General features: G+C 61.3%; 19 protein-coding genes. 15 read left to right on the top strand and 4 right to left on the bottom strand.

Annotated elements, in window-relative coordinates:
- The first annotated feature begins 2 nt into the window (after nt 1-2).
- The 12 genes from ACOYQJ_RS02425 (at nt 3) to ACOYQJ_RS02370 (ending at nt 11,364) form a co-directional block, all read left to right on the top strand.
- Nucleotides 3-740 carry a F0F1 ATP synthase subunit delta gene (locus tag ACOYQJ_RS02425; RefSeq protein ID WP_422904400.1) on the top strand — a complete coding sequence of 246 codons (738 nt, stop codon included), beginning with the start codon at nt 3-5 and terminating at the stop codon, nt 738-740.
- The gene (locus tag ACOYQJ_RS02420) at nt 730-2,280 is read left to right on the top strand and encodes a F0F1 ATP synthase subunit alpha (protein ID WP_422904399.1); all 1,551 of its coding nucleotides are present in this window, start codon (nt 730-732) and stop codon (nt 2,278-2,280) included. Before ACOYQJ_RS02425 ends, ACOYQJ_RS02420 begins: the two co-directional genes overlap by 11 nt.
- The gene (locus ACOYQJ_RS02415; RefSeq protein WP_422904398.1) at nt 2,277-3,125 is read left to right on the top strand and encodes a F0F1 ATP synthase subunit gamma; all 849 of its coding nucleotides are present in this window, start codon (nt 2,277-2,279) and stop codon (nt 3,123-3,125) included. The genes ACOYQJ_RS02420 and ACOYQJ_RS02415 overlap by 4 nt, the downstream gene beginning before the upstream one ends.
- A gap of 141 nt (nt 3,126-3,266) precedes the next feature.
- Nucleotides 3,267-5,063: a PHA/PHB synthase family protein gene (locus tag ACOYQJ_RS02410; RefSeq protein ID WP_500797219.1), complete on the top strand. Its 1,797-nt coding sequence runs from the start codon at nt 3,267-3,269 to the stop codon at nt 5,061-5,063.
- Between the two features lie 78 nt (nt 5,064-5,141).
- Entirely contained in the window at nt 5,142-5,783 is a 642-nt protein-coding gene (locus ACOYQJ_RS02405; protein WP_422904397.1) for a CerR family C-terminal domain-containing protein, read from the top strand.
- Nucleotides 5,780-6,730, top strand: a complete 951-nt coding sequence (locus tag ACOYQJ_RS02400; RefSeq protein ID WP_422904396.1) for an HlyD family secretion protein — start codon at nt 5,780-5,782, stop codon at nt 6,728-6,730. Before ACOYQJ_RS02405 ends, ACOYQJ_RS02400 begins: the two co-directional genes overlap by 4 nt.
- Complete coding sequence (locus ACOYQJ_RS02395; RefSeq protein ID WP_422904395.1) at nt 6,727-7,650, top strand: ABC transporter ATP-binding protein; 924 nt, start codon at nt 6,727-6,729, stop codon at nt 7,648-7,650. The genes ACOYQJ_RS02400 and ACOYQJ_RS02395 overlap by 4 nt, the downstream gene beginning before the upstream one ends.
- A complete protein-coding gene (locus ACOYQJ_RS02390; protein WP_422904394.1) occupies nt 7,647-8,777 on the top strand; it encodes an ABC transporter permease in 1,131 nt (376 codons plus the stop codon). The genes ACOYQJ_RS02395 and ACOYQJ_RS02390 overlap by 4 nt, the downstream gene beginning before the upstream one ends.
- Before the next feature lie 108 nt (nt 8,778-8,885).
- On the top strand, nt 8,886-9,344 hold the full coding sequence (locus ACOYQJ_RS02385) for an Lrp/AsnC family transcriptional regulator (protein WP_422904393.1): 459 nt from the start codon (nt 8,886-8,888) through the stop codon (nt 9,342-9,344).
- 433 nt (nt 9,345-9,777) lie between these two features.
- On the top strand, nt 9,778-10,308 hold the full coding sequence (locus tag ACOYQJ_RS02380) for a phage tail protein (RefSeq protein WP_422904392.1): 531 nt from the start codon (nt 9,778-9,780) through the stop codon (nt 10,306-10,308).
- Nucleotides 10,309-10,329: 21 nt separating this feature from the next.
- Complete coding sequence (locus ACOYQJ_RS02375) at nt 10,330-10,785, top strand: DUF6916 family protein (RefSeq protein ID WP_422904391.1); 456 nt, start codon at nt 10,330-10,332, stop codon at nt 10,783-10,785.
- 72 nt (nt 10,786-10,857) lie between these two features.
- Nucleotides 10,858-11,364: a GNAT family N-acetyltransferase gene (locus ACOYQJ_RS02370; RefSeq protein ID WP_422904390.1), complete on the top strand. Its 507-nt coding sequence runs from the start codon at nt 10,858-10,860 to the stop codon at nt 11,362-11,364.
- Between the two features lie 3 nt (nt 11,365-11,367).
- On the opposite strand, the gene ACOYQJ_RS02365 is transcribed toward ACOYQJ_RS02370, so the two are convergent.
- Complete coding sequence (locus ACOYQJ_RS02365; protein WP_422904389.1) at nt 11,368-11,700, bottom strand: DUF6916 family protein; 333 nt, start codon at nt 11,698-11,700, stop codon at nt 11,368-11,370.
- Nucleotides 11,701-11,931: 231 nt separating this feature from the next.
- Between ACOYQJ_RS02365 and ACOYQJ_RS02360 the strand changes: the two genes are divergently transcribed.
- From ACOYQJ_RS02360 to ACOYQJ_RS02350, 3 genes are all read left to right on the top strand, one after another.
- Nucleotides 11,932-12,981, top strand: coding sequence for a Hint domain-containing protein (locus tag ACOYQJ_RS02360; RefSeq protein WP_422904388.1), 1,050 nt, complete (start codon nt 11,932-11,934; stop codon nt 12,979-12,981).
- Between the two features lie 272 nt (nt 12,982-13,253).
- Nucleotides 13,254-15,092: a sulfotransferase gene (locus ACOYQJ_RS02355; protein ID WP_422904387.1), complete on the top strand. Its 1,839-nt coding sequence runs from the start codon at nt 13,254-13,256 to the stop codon at nt 15,090-15,092.
- Nucleotides 15,093-15,116: 24 nt separating this feature from the next.
- Nucleotides 15,117-17,345: a tetratricopeptide repeat protein gene (locus ACOYQJ_RS02350; RefSeq protein ID WP_422904386.1), complete on the top strand. Its 2,229-nt coding sequence runs from the start codon at nt 15,117-15,119 to the stop codon at nt 17,343-17,345.
- A gap of 16 nt (nt 17,346-17,361) precedes the next feature.
- Here the strand turns inward: ACOYQJ_RS02350 and ACOYQJ_RS02345 are convergent, their stop codons facing one another.
- The 3 genes from ACOYQJ_RS02345 to ACOYQJ_RS02335 are packed head-to-tail and all read right to left on the bottom strand — an operon-like array spanning nt 17,362 to nt 19,699.
- Nucleotides 17,362-17,997, bottom strand: a complete 636-nt coding sequence (locus tag ACOYQJ_RS02345; RefSeq protein ID WP_422904385.1) for an aspartate/glutamate racemase family protein — start codon at nt 17,995-17,997, stop codon at nt 17,362-17,364.
- Nucleotides 17,994-18,833, bottom strand: coding sequence for an ABC transporter permease (locus ACOYQJ_RS02340; protein WP_422904384.1), 840 nt, complete (start codon nt 18,831-18,833; stop codon nt 17,994-17,996). The genes ACOYQJ_RS02345 and ACOYQJ_RS02340 overlap by 4 nt, the downstream gene beginning before the upstream one ends.
- A gap of 2 nt (nt 18,834-18,835) precedes the next feature.
- Nucleotides 18,836-19,699 (bottom strand): ABC transporter permease, encoded by an 864-nt coding sequence (locus ACOYQJ_RS02335; RefSeq protein ID WP_422904383.1) that lies wholly within the window; start codon nt 19,697-19,699, stop codon nt 18,836-18,838.
- Nucleotides 19,700-19,701: the final 2 nt, after the last annotated feature.

Below are 19,701 nucleotides of genomic sequence, written 5' to 3'. Positions count from 1 at the left end.
CGATGACAATTGACTGGTGGACGCTTGGACTTCAGGCGATCAACGTCCTGATCCTGATGTGGCTGCTGGCCCGGGTGTTCTGGCGCCCGGTCGCAGCTGCAATCGAAAAACGCCAGAAGGTGACCAAATCCCTGATCGAAGACGCGCAGGCGACTCAGGCCAAGGCAGACGCGGCGCTGGCCGAGATCACCAAAACCCGCGAGGGGCTGGCGGCCGAGCGCGATGCGTTGCTGGCCAAGGCGGCAGCGCAAGCAGAGGCCATGACCAAGACCGCCATGGCCGAAGCCCGCAGCAAGGCCGAAAGCCGCATCGCCGATGCGCAGCGCGTGAAGGCCCGCGAGGTCGCTGCCGCCCGGGCCGCGAGCGCCGCCAAATCGGCCGAACTCTCTGTAGAAATCGCCCGCCGATTGCTGGACCGGGTGGCCACTGACGACTTTCAGGCGGCCTTCCTTGATCTGCTGCTGACGAGCATCGCGCAATTGCCGCATGCCGACAAAACCGCGCTTATCGGCACCTCCGAGGGCATCGATGTGCTCAGCGCCACCGCCCTGAAACCCGCCGAAGAGGCAAAGATCACCGCCGCCTTGGAAAAGGCCCTTGGGGAAACGCCCCAATTGAATTTCATCACCGACGCAAAGCTGATTGCCGGGATCGAACTCCGCTCGGCGCATTTTGTCCTGCACAACAGCTGGCACGCCGATCTGGACGCCATTTTGAAGGATCTCAGGGATGCGGCCTGACGCGCCCGACTGGCTGGCCTCTGCCCGCCTGACCCTTGGGCGCGCCGCGCTTGGCCCGCGCACCGAACATCGCGGCCGCGTCGAAGAGGTCGGCGATGGGGTGGCTATGATCTCGGGGCTGCGCGACGTGCGTCTGGACGAAGTGCTGCACTTCGAAGGCGGTCAGGTCGGCTTTGCCCGCGTGCTGGACCCTGACCTCATCGGCTGCGTTCTGCTGGACGCCGCAACCAAGGTCGAGGCGGGCGATGCGGTCTTTGGCACCGGCGAAGTGGTCAATGTGCCTGTGGGTGACGCGCTTTTGGGCCGCATCGTTGACCCGCTGGGCCGCCCGCTTGATGACGGCGGCATGATCGAGGCCACAACCCATCTGCCGATCGAGCGCCCCGCCCCCTCCATCATCGAACGCGATCTGGTGACCGAGCCGGTGCAGACCGGAGTTGTTGTTCTGGACACGCTTTTTGCCCTTGGCCGCGGCCAGCGCGAATTGATCGTCGGCGATCATTCCACAGGCAAGACGACGCTGGCCATCGACGCGCTGATCGCACAACGCGGCAGCGACATGATCTGCATCTATGTCGCTGTCGGGCAAAAGACATCCAGCGTGCGCCGGGCCATCGACGCCTTGCAGGCCAAGGGCGACTTTTCACGCTGCATCGTGATTGTTGCAGGCTCCGCCTCGGCGCCGGGGCTGCAATGGATCGCGCCCTATGCCGGGATGACCATGGCGGAATACTTCCGCGACAAGGGTCAGCACGCGCTGATCGTGATCGACGATCTGTCGAAACATGCCGCCACCCACCGCGAAATCGCGCTGCTCACCCGGCAATCACCGGGGCGCGAAGCCTATCCGGGCGATGTGTTCTATATCCACGCGCGGCTGCTGGAACGCGCGGCCAAGCTGTCCAAGACGCGCGGTGGCGGGTCATTGACCGCCCTGCCGATTGCCGAGACGGACTCGGGAAATCTTTCGGCCTATATTCCGACCAACCTGATTTCGATCACCGACGGTCAGATCGTTCTGGATGCGCCGCTGTTCCATCAGGGCCAGAAACCGGCGGTGGATGTCGGGCTCAGCGTCAGCCGCGTCGGCGGCAAGACGCAGGCGCCGATCCTGCGCGAGTCTGCAGGCACGCTGCGGCTGGACTATGCTCAGTTTCTGGAGCTAGAGGTCTTTACCCGTTTTGGCGGCATGCCCGAAGGTCGCGTGCGCCAACAACTGACACGCGGCGCCCGGATCAGAGAGGCGCTGCGCCAACCGCAGCATATGCCTTACCGCCTTTGCGATGAGGTTGCGCTTATGCTGGCGGTACAATCGGGGCTGCTGGACCCTTTGCCGCTGCGGGCTGTGACCACCTTTCGGATGCGACTGCCAGCGGCCTTGGACAACGGCGCGCCCGAAGCCCTGCAGGCCCTGTCCGAAACCGGGAAACTGACCCCGGAGGCACGCGAAAGCCTGATGGCCGCGCTCAGCGGTCTCGCAACCGCGCTGTCCGCCCCCCCGGCCGAGGACGCGCCCGCCAAGGGGACAGACCAGCCATGACCGAACGGATGGCCGATATCAGCGCTCGGATCGAGGGCATCCGGCAGTTGGGGGCCGTGGTGAATGCGATGAAGGGCATCGCCGCCGCCCGCGCCAACGCCGCCCGAACACAGGTCAAGGCGGTCGACAGCTATGCCTTGACCATCGCGCAGGCCATGTCGCGCGCCATTGGCCCCGGCGACCGCCCGGCCCGCGACACGGCAGAGAAAGACCCGCGCAAAACCGGCTTGCTTGTGTTCTGCGCCGAACAGGGCTTTGCCGGGGCCTTCAGCGAACGGGTTCTGGACAGCATTGACGAGGATCGGGCCGCAGCGAGCCTGTTTCTGATCGGCTCCCGAGGGTTTTCCGTCGCCAAAGCCCGCGATCTTGAGCCGGGTTGGAGCGCGGCCATGCCGTCACATACCCCCGGCCTGCCCAAACTGGCGGACCAGATCACGCAGGCGATCTTTGACCAGGTGGCCAAGGGCGGCATCGAGCGCCTGGATGTCCTTTATACTTGGTGGGATGCCGGTAGACCCACTGTCCGGCGGCAAACACTGTTTCCGATTGATCTGGCGGATCTGCCGACCGTGGACGAGGATCCTCCGATGACACAACTGCCGCTTGATGCGTTGATCGACAGTCTGGGCCAGAATTACCTTCACGCGCTGATCTGCAAGGCGGCCCTGCACGCCTTTGCCGCCGAGAACGAGGCCCGGATGGAGGCCATGTCCTCCGCCGGAACCCAGATCGAGCGCGAGCTTGAGACCTTTCAGGCCGAATTGCGCCGCGTCCGTCAGGAAGCGATTACCGCCGAGATCATCGAACTTGGCACCGGAGCCACATCCGCACGCGGCGCGCGCTGACGGTGTTCGGTGGCAAACATTGGGGCCGCGGTCATCGGCCATTCGCCGCCACACTGACATAGATTAATGCCGCATTGCGGCACATCGCCTAACCTGCCTTTAACGGACGGGCGATCTGTGCCCGCCAATGCAGGAGTTCCCATGTCGGACCGTCTCAAGCTGATCACAAACGCACCGGACACAGCCCCCATGCCGCCCAAACGGACCGAGGCAAAGGGCGCGGCGCCAGCGCACTCAGCCCCGGCGACCCCTTTTGAAACGCTGGACAAGATGGCCCATGCTGGGGTTGCCAAAGCAACCTCGGGTCTGTCCCCTTCGGTGCTGGGCGAGGCCTGGATGGACTGGGCCGTACACTTGGCGGTTTCGCCGGGCAAGCAGGCCAACATGATGCAGAAGGCGCTGCAGAACGTGCAGGCCTTTTGGAGCGAAGCGCTTGGCATCAGCCAACCCGAAGCCTCGTCCGACCGCAGGTTCGCCAGCCAGAACTGGCAAAAGTACCCCTTCAATGTCCTGTCGCAAACTCACTTGCGAACAGGCCGGTGGTGGCAGGAAGCCATGACCGATGTGCACGGCGTCTCCCCTGCGCATGAAAACCTGATGGCATTTGTGGCGGGCCTGATGGTCGATACCGCCGCACCCAGCAACTTCGCACTGACCAACCCTGATGTGATCGAGGCAACACTGAAAGAGCAGGGTCAGAACCTTGTCCGGGGCGCGCAGAATCTGGCCGAGGATATCGCCCGCAAGACACGCGGCACAAAACCGGAAGGGCCGCAGCCTTTCGAAGTCGGTCGCAATCTGGCGATCACCCCCGGCAAAGTCGTCTTCCGCAACAACCTGATCGAATTGATCCAGTACGTGCCCACCACAGGCAGCGTGCGCCCCGAACCGATCCTGATCGTCCCGGCCTGGATCATGAAGTTCTACATTCTCGATCTTTCTCCGCATAATTCGCTTGTGCGGTATCTGGTCAGTCAGGGGTTCACCGTCTTCATGGTGTCGTGGAAAAACCCCGACAAGAGCGACCGCAACCTGAGCATGGAGGATTACCGCGAAGATGGCGTCATGGCGGCAATCGACGCTGTTCAGGCCATCACCAGCGCGCCCAAACTTCACGCTGTCGGATATTGCCTTGGCGGCACATTGCTGTCGATCGCAGCTTCGGCCATGGCCCGGGACAAGGACAGACGCCTTGCAACGGTCACCTTCTTTGCCGCGCAGGTTGATTTCACCGAGGCCGGGCCGCTGCGACTGTTCATCAACGACTCCGAAGTCACCTTGATCGAGGATATGATGGCCGAACAGGGCTATCTGTCCTCGGATCAGATGGTGGGTGCCTTCGCCCTGTTGCGTGCCCGTGATCTGATTTGGGCGCCCGTGATACGCAATTATCTGCTGGGCCAGCGCAGCGATGCCTTTGACCTTATGGCTTGGAACGCCGACGCGACGCGGATGCCCGCGCGCATGCATTCGCAATACCTGCGCAAGCTGTTCCTGAATAACGATCTGGCCGAGGGGCGCTATCACGTGGGCAATGCGGCGATTGCCTTTGGCGATATTCGCGCACCGATCTTTGCCGTTGGAACCGAAGACGATCACGTGGCGCCTTGGTGTTCGGTCTACAAACTGCACCTGTTTGCCGATACCGACATGACTTTTGTCCTGACCAGCGGCGGGCACAATGCCGGGATCGTGTCGGAACCCGGCCACCCCAATCGCCATTTCCGCATCGCCGACACGCCGGTCGATGCCATCTATCGCGACCCCGATGAATGGCTGGCCGAATCCGATGTTCAAGGCGGCTCGTGGTGGCCCGCTTTCGTGGAGTGGCTGGCCCGGCATTCCGGAGAGCCTGTCCCGCCGCCCCCGCTGGGCGCAGCCTTTGGCCCCTACGCGGCCCTGTGCGATGCCCCCGGCACCTATGTGGTACAGACCTGAACGGCTTGGGCCGGACTTGTGCGCCGGCTTGCGTTTTGGATATTGATTCAATCAATCGTTTGATTTAATCTCTGGCCTATGCAAACCGATGATCCCAAGACCACGACGCGCGGAGCCTTGATTGACGCCGGATTACATCTGTTTGGCCGCCAGGGTTATGAAGGAACCTCGACGCGCGAACTGGCCGAGCGTGCCGGAACCAACATTGCCTCGATCAACTACCATTTTGGCGGCAAAGGCGGCTTGCGCAGTGCCTGCGCGACCTCTGTTGCGGACCGCATCAGCGCGGTGCTGGATACGGCCGGGATCATGCAGGTACAGACAACACCGCAGGCCGCCGAAACGCAGATCGAACATCTGGTCAGCGCCTTTATCGACCTTGTCGTCGGCTCGCCGCAGGCGCGCGACATGGTTGCCTTCATGCTGCGCGAGATCACTGAGCCCGGCGAGATTTCCCAGCAGGTCTATGAGACGGTGGTTGAACCCCGCCACAGCGCGCTCTGCGCCCTTTGGGCGGCAGCGACAGGCCGCACGCCCGAAGATGACGCGGTCAAGCTTTCCGTCTTCGCGCTGATCGGTCAGGTCGTCTATTTCCGCATCGCCTCGGATTTTGTGATGCGGCGCATGTCCTGGGATCAGATCGGCCCCGCACAAACCGGCGAGATCAAGCACATCGTCATCGCGAACCTGCGCGACGCCATCGAAAGGCAACGCCTATGAGTGTTATTTGCGCCCTGCCCTTTGCGGCCACTTTGTTCACCTCCTGCGCGCCGCCGGGTCCCTTTGCCACCGGCTATGTCGAAGGTGAGTTCACTTTGGTCGCGCCAGTGGCCGTTGCGCAAATCAAGTCTGTCGCCGTGGCCCGCGGAGACCGGGTTGAAGCGGGCGAGTTGTTGGTGGAATTGGAGCGGCGCGATTCCGAAATCGCCGTGGCGCAGGCCGAAGCCGGTCTGGCGCAGGCACAAGCCCATCTTGCGGACCTGCAAGAAGGCAAACGCCCCGAAGAAATCGCAGTGATCGAAGCCAACCTTGCCTCGGCCAATGCCCAGGCGGTAGAGGCAAACCGCACCCGCGACCGCGTCACCAGCCTTGCCGCCCGCGGCACAGCCACCGAGTCGCAAAGGGACGATGCCACAACCGCCGCGCAGATCGCCGCCGCCCGCGTCGCCGAGATCAAGGCCGAACTGGCCGTCGCGCGCCTGCCCGCCCGCCCGCAGGCCATCGCGCAGGCGCAGGCCGCACTGTCGGCGGCAAAGGCGACGCTTTCGATGGCGCGCTGGGCTGACGAACAGCGCACCCTGTCCCTGTCAGAGCCGGTCACGGTCTTTGACGTGATCCGCAACGACGGCGAGATCGCAGGCCCCTCGGCGCCGATCCTCTCGGTTCTTGGGGATGGCGCTGTCAAACTGCGGCTCTATGTGCCGGAAACCGCGATTTCCCGGATCAGCATCGGCGAAACGCTGAAGGTGTCCTGCGATGGCTGCCAGGGCGATCTGTCGGCGCGCATCACCTATATCGCAGAGGAACCGGAATTCACGCCGCCGGTGATCTACTCGCTCGAGAACCGGCAAAAGCTGGTCTACCTGATCGAGGCCCTGCCCATGCAGGGCACGACCCTGAAGCCGGGGCAGATCGTCGACGTCGCCTTGCCCGGCGATCACCCGTGACCGCGCCCGCGATCTCTGTCCAGCACCTGACCAAACGTTTTGGTGACAAGACGGTGGTTGACGATGTGTCGATGGATGTGGCGGTGGGCGAGATCATGGGCTTTCTCGGGCCAAACGGGTCTGGCAAGACGACCACCATCCGGCTGATGTGCGGCTTGCTGGAACCCGACGGTGGCGATGGCCAGGTGCTGGGGTTCGACATCCGCAAGGATCGCCGCAGCATCAAGCGCAAGGTCGGTTACATGACCCAGAAGTTCTCCTTTTACGAAGACCTGACCATCGAGGAAAACCTGCGCTTTGTCGCCGGGCTTTACGGCATGAAGGGCGCGCGGCGCGTGGTGGCCGACACGCTTGAGGATCTGGGCCTGTCCACCCGCCGCAAACAGCTTGCCGGATCGCTCTCGGGGGGCTGGAAACAACGGCTGGCGCTGGCGGCCTGCATCATGCACCGGCCAGACCTGCTGATCCTTGATGAGCCGACAGCCGGGGTCGATCCCAAGGCCCGGCGCGAGTTCTGGGACGAAATCCATGCCCGTGCCCAAGGCGGTCTGACCGTGCTCGTCTCGACCCATTACATGGACGAAGCCGAGCGCTGCCATCGCATCGGCTATATCTCATACGGTAAACTCGTGGCCAAAGGCACCGTCGACGAAGTCGTGCACGATGCCGCCCTGTCCACATTGGTGATCACCGGTGACAATGTCGCCGAGGCCGCCCGCGCGCTGAAAGACGCGCCCGGGGTCGATCAGGTGGCGCCGTTTGGCAAGACGCTGCATGTGGTCGGGCACGATGCCAAGGCGCTGCGCGCCTCGGTGGACCGGATCGCAAAGCAGACCGGGGTCACGGCCGACCATGCCGAGACCAGCCTTGAGGATGTCTTCATCCAGCTCATGGGCGCGTCGCAGGACAACATGCAATGACCCGGCTGTTTTCCTTCACTCGCCTGCGCGCGCTTCTGGCCAAGGAAACCATCCAGATGCGCCGTGATCGGCTGACCTTTGGCATGATGTTGGGCATTCCCCTGCTGCAACTGATGCTCTTCGGCTTCGCGATCAACACCGACCCAAAGGCCCTGCCCGCCGCACTGGTCGCCCCGACGCAGGACAGGTTCACCCGCGCCATGGTCTCGGCGCTTGAGTTGACCGGATATTACCGGTTCATCGCCCCGGCGGCGACAGCGCAGGAGGCCGAGGAAATGATCGCGCGTGGGGATGTCGCCTTTGTGGTGACGGTGCCGTCGGACTTTGGCCGCCGGATCGAACGCAACGACCGTGCGACCCTGCTGATCGAGGCCGACGCCACGGACCCTTCGGTCGCCTCGGGCGCGATCTCGACACTGGGCACCGTGGCCGCGGATGCCCTGAGCCGCGAGGCCGGGCTGGACAGCGCAAGCCGCGCCGCGATGGGCCCTTCGATCATTGTGCACCGGCGCTATAACCCCGAGGGGATCACCCAATACAACATCGTGCCCGGCTTGCTGGGGGTCATCCTGCAACTGACCATGGTGATGATGACGGCCATGGCCCTAACCCGAGAGATCGAGCGCGGCACCATGGAAAACCTGCTGTCGATGCCCGCCACCCCGCTTGAGATCATGCTGGGCAAGATCGTGCCCTATCTGGCGGTGGGCGGCGTGCAGGTGGCGGTGGTTCTGGTCGCGGCCAAGATGGTGTTCGGCATTCCCTTTGTCGGCAGCCTGCCCCTGCTTTTGGGCGGGGTGTTCATCTTTGTGCTCGCCCTGATCATCCTTGGCTATCTGATTTCCACGGTGGCGCGGACGCAGATGCAGGCCATGCAATTGACCTTTTTCTTCTTCCTGCCCTCGCTGCTGCTGTCAGGCTTCATGTTCCCATATCGCGGAATGCCGCAATGGGCGCAGTATCTTGGGGAAATCCTGCCGTTGACGCATTTCCTGCGCTTGATCCGGTCGGTCATGCTCAAAGGGGCCGAGTTGCAGACGGTCTCTGGGTCTTTCATGGCGCTGGCCGGGTTTGTTCTGGCCCTCGCGGGGTTGTCACTGCTCAGATTCCGCAGGACGCTGGACTGAGCTGGCTCAATTCCGCAAACCAGGCTGGGTTCCGGAAAAACCATACCGATTTCGCAAGATCCACGGAAATTGGTTTCATTTCTTACACTGCATGCGGTAACCTTCCTCATGGAAGATCTTGACCAAACTGACCGAAAGATCCTGCGCTTGTTGCGCCGGGACAGCCGCATTTCCAACGCCGATCTGGCCGAAGCCGTGGGGCTGTCGACCTCGTCATGCTGGCGCCGGGTTCGGGCGCTGGAGGATCAGGGCGTGATCCGCAACTACAGCGTGGTGCTGGACGACGAAAAGATGGACCTGAGCTTTCAGGCCATTGTGCACGTTCACCTGACCCGCCACGACCCTGACCGGCTAAGCGAGTTCATCCGCGCGGTTCAGACCAAGGAAGAAGTGCGCGAATGTTATGCCACCACCGGGCAATCGGACTATCACCTGTTCGTGCAGTGCCGCGATCTGAATGCCTACAACCGGTTTCTCGAAGAGTTCCTGTTTCGCATGCCCGCTGTCGCCTCGGCTCAGACAAATCTGGTGCTGCGCACAATCAAGACCCGAGATGATGGGCTTTGAGCATTGGCGCGGGCCAAAGCCGCAAAATGTGTCTCGGGAAATAGATGACATATATTTGGCCTGCGCCGCACATCCAAGGATCAACTTTTGGTTGTACCTGCAATCTTGCGGGCCTGTGGCACCTCAAGAACATGGAACGAAATAAGCCCACCGTCAGAGCCAATTGCATAAACGCCATTTTTTCAAATTTAACAATATTCTGGACGCATAATCGCGGTCAGGTCACCGTTCAATCCACACCCCGGCCACCAGAGTGGGCAATTGGGCTCCACGGACTCCTGAGCACAATTTGTACCGAAATGCCTGTGATCTGATCGAACAACTACCCTCATGGTTGCGAGATCGACCAAACAGGCCTCAAATCATTTCTTTACAGATGACCTAACGTCCCCCTATTCCTTAACAAATCATTAATGCTTTTGAGGATGCCAAAATGTCAGATCCGTATATTGGGCAAGTCTACTTGGTTGGGTACAATTTCGCGCAGCGCAACTTTGCCCTGTGCGACGGGCAGTTGCTGCCGATCAGCCAGAACACGGCGTTGTTTTCGCTGATCGGAACGTTTTATGGCGGCGACGGCCGAACAACTTTTGGCCTGCCGGATTTGCGCGGCCGTGTGCCGATCCATCAAGGATCCGGCCCGGGTCTGACACCTCGTCAAATCGGTCAAAAGTCCGGTCAGGAAAACGTCACGCTGACCACGAACGAGATCCCGTCGCACAACCATAGCCCGCGTCTTCTGGCCGAGGGCCGCGCCGGCAACACCGACGACCCCACCAACAACATGATCGCAAAGAACACCAATGCATTCCGGTCGCAAGCACCGACGGATGACATAACAATGAATGCGGCCGCAGTGTCATCGAGCAATGTCGGCGGCAATCTGGCTCATAATAACATGCAGCCCTATCTTGTTATGAATTATCAGATTGCCCTTTTTGGCATCTTCCCATCGCGCAACTGATCTGAAGTTCAAGGAGCGCAGATGGAACTGTTGAGAAATTTGACGCGGCGCGGTGCGCTGGCGAGTAAGGTTGCCTTTTTGGGGTTCGCCGCCCTGCCCAAGACAGCAATGGCGCATGGCGGGGCCCCGACTGTTGAAACATCCGCTGTCTTGCCCGCGCGCTGGACCACAGCCACGGCAGATGAACTGGCCGCTTTTGTAGGGGATCGCTTCCGCGTCCGAACAAAGGACCACGGCACGATCGTGTTGAAACTGGTGGCGCTCGAAACGTTGGACTCCGGTCCGGCGCGGCCCGCAGGGTTGCCTCGCCGTGAAGGCGTGACCGCCTTGTTCGAAAGCCCGGACATGGGCCCTTTGATCGCCGACACGTCGGGCGTTTACCGAGTATCCCATTCGCGCATTGGATCTGCGGACCTGTTTCTGAGCGCCATTCCCCGGCGCGATGGCGGCACCTATATCGAACTTGTGCTGAACTGAGCCCACTGCCTTGACCCGCATATCGCCGCCTTCGGTTTCCGGGGGCGGCGAACCCATTTCAGGACGTCGACGATGCAACCACTTTTTCCGAAAGGTCAGGTGACCTTCCGATCGATCCAGGACAGTGACCGGGACTTTCTTTTTCGTCTTTATGCCAGCACCCGGGAATGGGAATTCGAGCTGACCAAATGGACCGACGCGGACAAGCAGGACTTTCTCGAGCGCCAGTTCAAGACGCAGGACATGGCCTATCGGATGAGCAATCTGAACGCGACTTTCTGCATTATTCAGATGGACGGCACTGACATCGGGCGGCTGTATGTCGACCGTCAGGACAACTGCCTGCGCATCATTGAATTCACGCTGGCACCGGAATGGCGCGGGCGCGGCATCGGGTCGGACATCCTTCGTTCGCTGTTGAACGAAGCTCACGGTGGCAAGGTGCCTGTGCGGCTGAGCGTGATGAAAAACAGCCCCGCGCTGGCGCTATACCTAAGGCACCACTTTACCAGGATCGCTGACTTGCCGATGCATTACGAACTGGAGTGGCGCCCGGACATCCGCCCGCGCGAGATGTGATCCTCAGCTGAAGCCGATCTCGTAAAGCGTCAGGCCCTGTTCCTGACGAAACGGAACGATGAACAGCTCGGCCTGACCAAGCTCCGGCACCTCGACCTGATAGATCTTCTGCGGCAAGAGCGGCTCGAACGGTCCTTCCAGAACCAGCGCAAATGCTCGCCGCGGCGGCAGGACCCTGCCGTCAATCTCGACATGCGTGTCTCGCTTGGTCGCCTCGGACAGGGTTTTGACGTTGTCCAGTTTCAACGCCACCTGCCCCGCAGGCACCGACACCAGAAACGTCTTTCCAACGAGGGACTGAAAGTCCTGTGGTGACAGGTCGGCGGTGTCAATCATGGTCATGCTCACAAAGAAAAGTTGTTTCGCCGCGAAGGTGATCGTATGACGATACAAGGTCAATCGGATTCGGATCCGGAAGGTATTGGAGGTCGGCAAGTCACATTAACTATCGAGGAACCCCAAATTGGTGGTTTTCGGGAAGAAAAAAACTGGCCTGACTGAATTTAAATAGTTAACGTTAAGGCAATCTAAGTATTGCGGCCGAGGTGTCGCGTTGAAGGAGCAGACATGGCAATTTTTCAATTCGACAATATCGCTGAAAATACTTCGACTACAGGTCCCAGTGCAGCTATCGAATTCACGGACAACAGTGTCACATTCACGCTGAGCACAACGGCAAACCCCGGTGCAGGATTTAACAATGCGGTGTTTTACAATGGTGGAGCCGGCGATGACGGGCAGCTGTCCATCACCGACTACGCTGGCGCAGGCACCTGGACCCTGGACGTAAAGAACACCGCCGTGAGCACCAATTTCGGCAAGACCGCCACGATGACCCTCGGGCCGACAATGTCCAGTTCCTGGAAGATCACATTTGTTGCCACAGGGACCGGTGCAAACTTTGTCACGACCGTGACATCCGGACAGGTCGGCACGGTGATCAACGCCACGACGTCCACCGAATTTTCTGCCATCAAGTTCTCTCCCGCCGGCGCGGGCGGTGCTGCCTTCCTGACAATCGACAGCCTGACGGCGACCATCGTCTGTTATCTCGAAGACACCGGCATCGCGACCCCCGCCGGCAACGTGGCCGTTCAGGATCTGCGCCCGGGCGACAAGGTTCTGACCGCAGGTGGCGCGGAAACGACCGTGAAATGGGTCGGCGTTCAGCCGGTTGATACGCGGATTGCGCACCCTGCCAAGGTCAACCCGATCTGCATCTCTGCGGGCGCGATCGCCCAGAACATCCCCGAGCGCGACTTGTTCGTCTCTCCGGACCACGCGATCGAAATCGCCGGTATGCTGTACAACGCCAGCGCGCTGGTGAACGGCAAAACGATCTACAAGGTCGCGAAGATGCCGCTTGAAGGCTTTACCTATTACCACGTCGAAACCGACGCCCACGAGCTGATCATGGCCGAAGGGTGCCCGGCGGAAAGCTATCTGGACATGCCCGATCGCAGCGGCTTTGTGAACGGCGCCGAGCGCGCCGGCGCACCGATGATCGAAGAAATGCCGCTGTCGCGGATCACCGCAAGCCGCCTTGTCCCGCAAGAGGTGCAAGACCAGCTTGCCGCCCGCGCCGAGGCGCTGAGCCCGTCCGAGCGCGCCGCCTGATCGCAGCGTTTATCACGGCCAACATCCAATCCGGCCAGAGGCTCCCCGCCTCTGGCCGCTTTCATGTCAACTGGCAAGATGGCACCATAAGCCATTGAATCCGATAGATGAAATTTAAACCGCCCTCGGCCTGAAACCAGGATCACGGGACACAAGCATAATGACTTGCAGCTTGCCCACAGATGTCTGATCTTGTGGGAATAGTTTTGTGACGAGTGCGCCTGATCGGGTCTGTTGAGGCCGATACTTTGCAACAATTGGATAGTGACCACATGAAATCCGCCGCCGCCAAAAACGCCGCCGACCTGGAGGCCGTGAACGCCGACCTACAACGCATTTCCCAGCACCAGTCCGCTGGACGCTACAAGGAAGCGGGGGACATGCTGGACCGGCTTCTTCAGCAGCATGTGGACAATCCCCGCCTGACCCACCTCAAAGGGCTGAACCTTGCCTATATGGGCCAGCGCGAGGAAGGTCAGGCCTTGTTGGAATCCGTGCTGGCCTACGATTCCGGCGATGCGGTGGCGCTGGTGGATTTCGGCACCCTGCTTGCGCAGGATGGCGACATTCAGGGCGCTTTGGAAAAATTCCAGCGCGCCGTTGAAATTGCCCCCAACCTTGCCTTGGCGCATGCCAATCTGGGCGCCGCGCAGGTGCTGGAAAAGCAATACGGCAAAGCCATCAGCCATTTGGAAAAAGCGCTGGAACTCGACAGCCGGGTCTTTGACGTTCACCTCAATCTGGCGCAGGCCTTCATGCGCACGCATCAATTCGACCGGGCCATCGACGTGCTTTACAAGGCTCTGGTGATTGATCCACAATCGGCCGTCGCGCATTCACAACTGTCGGCAGCGCTCTTCCGGCGCGAGCGTCACGAGACCGCCGAACATCACGCCCGCCGCGCGATCGAGCTTGCCCCGAACGAGGCCGAACCCAAGCTGCACCTCGGCAATACGCTGGCCGCCGCTGGCCGCATGGATGAGGCCGCCGAGGTGCTTTTGGCGATCTCCAATAGACCTCCCGTCGGGATCGTGGCCCTGTCGCGACTGGTGCATATGCGCAAGACCAAAGCCGACAGCCCCGAGTTGAAAGCGCTGCAAGGCTACGAAGCCCGGCTGGCCGATCTGCCGAAAGACCCGCAAAGCACCCTGCATTTCGCCCTTGGCAAAGCCGCCGACGACATGGGCGATTATCCCAAGGCCATGGAGCATTTTCGCAAGGCCAACGCGATCAGTCACGAATTGCATCCCTACACCCCCGACACGTTCAAAGCGCGCGTCGAACGCATGTGCGAGGTCTTCACTCCCGAACTGATCTCACGTATCAGCGGACAAGGCGTGTCGGACATGGCGCCGATCTTTATCTGCGGTATGCCGCGGTCAGGCACGACCTTGATGGACCAGATGTTTTCGCGGCATCCGGATGTGCAGGCCGGAGGCGAGTTGAGCGCGTCGATGTCCGCAATTCGCCGGAACCAGCACCTGCGCGCCGCGCTTGAAGGGGAATTGCCGCCCGAAGATCTGACCGCAGACGATTTCGCCCGTTTGGGCGAGGATTACGTCGCCGGGCTGCATGCCGAAGGTCTGAGGGCGGGCTATGTCTCGGACAAGATGCCCGCGAACTACCTTTATGTCGGGCTTCTGTCGATTGCCCTGCCCCGCGCCAAGTTCCTGATCATGCGCCGCCATCCGATGGATTGCCTGCTGTCGAACTACATGCAGAACTTTGGCCCCAACCAGACCTTCAGCACGGATTTCAAGAACTTGGGCGAGGTGTACAAAGGCTTTGACCGGATGGCAAAGCACTGGTCGGCGTCGTTGCCTGACCGCGTGCGCGAAGTGCCCTACGAAGGGATCGTCGCGCAGCCTGAGGACCGCATGCGCGAAATTCTGGAGTTTGTCGGGCTCGACTGGACCGATGACATTCTCGACCACACAAAATCGACCCATCAGGTTAACACCGCATCCTTCGCCCAGGTCCGCGAACCGATCTATTCCACTGCCGTCGCCCGGTGGCAGCGCTACGGCCCGTTGCTGCACGATCTGGCGGCCGAGGTGCAGGACTTCCTGACCGCCGAGGAGCGCGACGCCTGCGGCTTGGGCGCGGCCTGACGCACGCGTGACCATGTGCCTGACATGACGACCCCCGAGGCTCAGACCCCATCCTGGCTGGCGCACAGTCAGGCCTGCGACGATGCTCTGGACCGGCAGGACCTGGCCGAGGCCGAGGCCCATCTGAACGCGGCCCTGTCGCGGGTCATGCCAGCCAAGCTGTGGCTGTTGCAGGCCGAAGTGCTGCGCCGCAAGGGTGACATCGCGCAGGCCGAACAAATCTTGAAGCTGGCCTGCGCCGCCTACCCCGCCAACTTCTGGCCGCCCTTCAAGCTTGCCGAACTCAAACACGCGCAGGGCGACAGCGGCGCGGCAGCCGATGCGCTTGATCTGGCCCATGCTGCCAATCCGCCCGCCACGCTGCCGCGCTTTCATGCACTGGATGTTGAGGTCCGTCTAGCCGCCCGGCAACCGGCCAGGCTTGCCCGGGCTCTGACAGCCTATATACCAATCGCGCCCAAAGATTTTGACCCTGATCCGGTGATTTCCGAACTGGAGAATATGCCGGGTGGGGCCGCGCAGGCTGTCCCGTTCTACAAATCCGCGCTGGAGGCCGAGCCGGACAACCGCGAGCTTGCTGAACGGTTTGCCAAGCTGCTGAGTACCTGCCCGGCCGAGGCGGCGTTGCCCGGTCTGGAACTGCTGCATCAGATTCAGGACGGCGCGCTGGACGTCGTTCTCCTGCTGGCGCGGACCTATCGCCAGCTTGGTCTTCTCGACAAGGAAGAGAGCCTTCTGGCCGAGGCTGTCAAACAGCACCCGACCTCGCCAGACTTGCAGCGATACCTGTTTAGGACCCAGATTGCGATTACGGACAGAGCGCAGTTGCTCGATGTCGTGGAGGGGCTGAAAGGCAAGGTCAGCGACCGATTGCAGATCGAACTGGCCAGCCAGCGTGCGCTGGCCCTGATGGAGTTCGACACGGCCGCAACATTGCTCCGCCGCAGGCAACCGCAAGGTAAGGCGCCGCACGAAACCCAAATGCTGGCAACCGCGTTGATCGGGCTTGGCCGCTATGACCTTGCGCTGCGATACCTGCGTTTGTGCACAAGGCGTTGGCCTCAGGCGCCGGGGCTGGTGTCGTTTCACTGTATCTGGGCCTTGAAACTGGGCCGGATCGAGGATGCGCGCCAGACAATCGAGAACGCCCAAGGGAAACTGCCCGAGGCTAATCTGACCGCTCACCGCCTGATGCTCGCGGGGATGCAGAACGATCTGGACGGCGCGATCGAGTGCTACGCGGCGTTGCGGAATGGCAAACAGTTGACCCAGCAGCATCGCGTGACAATGGCCAAGCTGATCTTCAGCCTTGCCGACTTTTCGCAGATCGACCAGATCCACGACCGCATCGGCGACCCGCTGGGCGAGGTCGGCGGGCTGCTGCACCGGTCGGGACTGGCCGGGATGATGACACTGGAACTGGCGCTGGAGCGGAGCGACTATGCCTCTCGGGGCGGTTATGATCGCATTGCTGATTGGCGACACACCCGGCCAAATTCCGTCCTGCCCGCGATCCGTCTGATCGACGAATGGCGCGCCGCCGCGCCGGAATGGCCCAAGTCCCCCGAAATCCCCAAGCGAATTTTCCAGTATTGGGATGCCGCCTCGCCCCCAGAGGCGGTGATCGAGATGAGCGAAAGCTGGTCCAGCGCACCGGGATACTCGCATGAGCTTTTTTCCCGCAAGGGCGCGGTGGCATTCCTGCGCGACAAGTTTGGCCCCAGATGGCTGCGGGCCTTTGAAATGGCCCGCAATCCCGCCGAAGAGGCCGATCTGTTGCGATTGTGCCTGCTTGTCCAGTTCGGCGGCATCTGGGCCGACGCCGACGACCGGCTTTATGGCAATCTCGATGCGCTTTTGGCGGGCTCCGGCGGCCTTGTGCTGTACCGCGAACCGCTGGGCGGGACGCTGGGCAACAATTTCATCGCCGCCCCGCCCGGGCACCCGGCGCTTATCTTTGCGGCCAAACTGGTGCGCCGGGCCTTGCTGGAACGCACCGCGGATATCGCTTGGGCCAAGACCGGACCGGGCGTATTGACCCGCGCGGTCGCGCACTATCTGGTCCAAACCGAAATCCCCCGGGATGACCACCCTTTGAGCATCATCGAAGGGGATCGGATCGCCCGGGTCATCGCCATGCACAACCCGGTTCGGTACAAGACGCTTGCAAGCCATTGGGCCAAGGGAGAAGCGCGCAACCGGCCCAGCCAACTGTGGCCCAACCTCCTAGAGGCGCTGCGCAGCGCCCCCTAGCTCTGGCGCGCGCCGGTCACAAGGCGCTGGCCATGACCGTTGCGGCGCGCACACCGTCAATCAACATTGCCCGCGAATGCCCGCTGGCTTTGGCCGCGATGTCGCCCATGCCACCGCAGCCCAGAACCACACTGGTGACCCCGTCTTGCGCCTCGGCGGCCCGGACCTCATCAAGGACGCGGCGGGTCGCGCTGTCGGGATCGCTCTCCAGCGCCAGAACCGGCACTTCGCTGGCGCGCACACGGGCCAGATGCCTGTCCAGCCCATAGCGATGAATGTTGCCCTCAAGCACCGGGACCGAAACCGAAAGAGTCGTGACCACGGAAAACCGCCCGCCACAAGCGCAGGCCAGAAGATAGGCCGCCTGCCCAATCCCCAGCACCGGACAGGCGGCGATTTCGCGCGCCTCATCCAGCCCGGTGTCGTCGAAACAGCCGATGATGATCGCACGCGCGCCTTTGTCCGAGGCCTGTTTGACATGGTCGAGCATGCTCGGCACCGCCGCCGCACCATCTTCGGCCCCCTGAATTGCAGGGGGTCCACCCGCGTTCGTGACCCCTTCGATGATCATGTGCGGCGCGGTGGCACGGGCGATCCGCACCATCGCCGCAGTCATCGCCTCGGTGCTGTTGGGATTGATGAGAACGATCATACCAGCCCCTTGCCCTTGTCCGACCCCGCCTTTGCCTTGCGCCGCGCGCTGAGCAAGGCGACGCCCAGAAAGACCCCGATCAGCACCAGCGAAAACACCGTTGTCAGCGTTCCCAACGCATAAAGAACCGGCGATGTGACATTGGTCGTCATGCCGAAAATCTCAAGCGGCAGAGTGTTATAGCTGCCCGCCGTCAGCAGCGTTCGAGCGAATTCATCGTAAGACAGGGTAAAGCCGAACAGCGCGACCCCAATCAGTGAAGGCGCGATGATCGGCAGCACCACATGGCGCAGCGTTTGCCAAGGCGTCGCCCCCAGATCGCGCGCCGCCTCTTCATAGCTTTTGTCAAAGCGGTTGAAGACGGCGAACATGATCAGCAGGCCAAAGGGCAAGGTCCATGTCAGTTGCGCGCCAAAGCCCGAGGTCGCCCAATGCACCGTCAACCCGCCCTGAGAAAAGATCAGACCGACCCCCAGTGACACAAGGATCGACGGGATCACCAGCGAGGTGATGATCAGGTAGAAAAGGACATTCGACCCGGCAAAGCGTTTTCGAAACGCCAGTCCGCCCATGACCGACACTACCACGGTCGTCACCATGACCATGATCCCCAGCGTCAGGCTGCGGCTGAAGCTGCCCCAGATGTCGCCCACCGCCTGTTGTTCAAACAGATCGCGGAACCAGTGCAGCGATACCCCGTTCATCGGAAAGGTCAGCCCCCCTTGCGGCCCCTGAAAGGACAGCAAGGCAATGGTCAGAGTCGGCCCATAGAGGAACAGCAGGAACAGGCCGAAAAATCCGGCGAGAACGTAGAAGGATCGGGACCGCGGCTCCATGGTTACAACTCCTTCCGGATGTCGACGAAACGCAAGAGGATGCCGATGACGATCAGCACCGTCAGCAACAGAACAACGGCGGTGGCCGAGGCCGAAGGATAGGCCAGCAAGGCGATGTCATTCGAGATCAGCCGCCCGACATTGGCCGACTGGCTGCCCGACATGAAGCGCACCGTGATGAAATCACCCATCACAAGCGTGACCACAAAGATCGTGCCGATCATGATGCCCGGCTTGGTCAGCGGGATGATCACGTTCCACAGGATCTGCGCGCCATTTGCCCCGGCATCGCGCGCCGCTTCTATCAGGCTTTTGTCAATGCGCATCATCGTGTTGAAGATCGGCACGACCATGAACAGCGTATAAAGGTGAACAAAGGCCAGTATCACCGCGAAATCACTGAACAAAAGCCACTCAAGCGGTTCATCCACCACACCCCATGAGATCAGCGCCGAGTTGGCGATGCCATTGCGCCCCAGAAAGGGAATCCAGCTGATCATCCGGATGATGTTCGAGGTCCAGAACGGGATCGTACACAGCAGGAAAAGCGCGATCTGCCATGTCTGTGTACGCACGTGGAAGGCCAGGAAATAGGCCACCGTGAACCCAATGCTCAGCGTCAGGGCCCATGTGATGGCTGCGTATTTGAAGGTGTTGAGAAACACCCGGTAGGTCACTTCCGAGCCGAAGAGAAACTGGTAATTTTCCCAGACAAAGGCCGGGATGATCGAGAATTCCGTGGCGCGCCAAAAGCTGACCACGACGATCATGATGATCGGGAGCACAAGGAAAAAGATCAGGATCGCCGCGAGGGGCGAGACCATCAGCCAGCCGCTGACTGTCTTGTTTTTGAGAACGCTTTCCATGA

The organism is Pacificoceanicola algae (assembly GCF_049341065.1).
GTDB lineage: Bacteria > Pseudomonadota > Alphaproteobacteria > Rhodobacterales > Rhodobacteraceae > Pacificoceanicola.
This window is presented reverse-complemented; position numbering and strand designations above follow the sequence as displayed.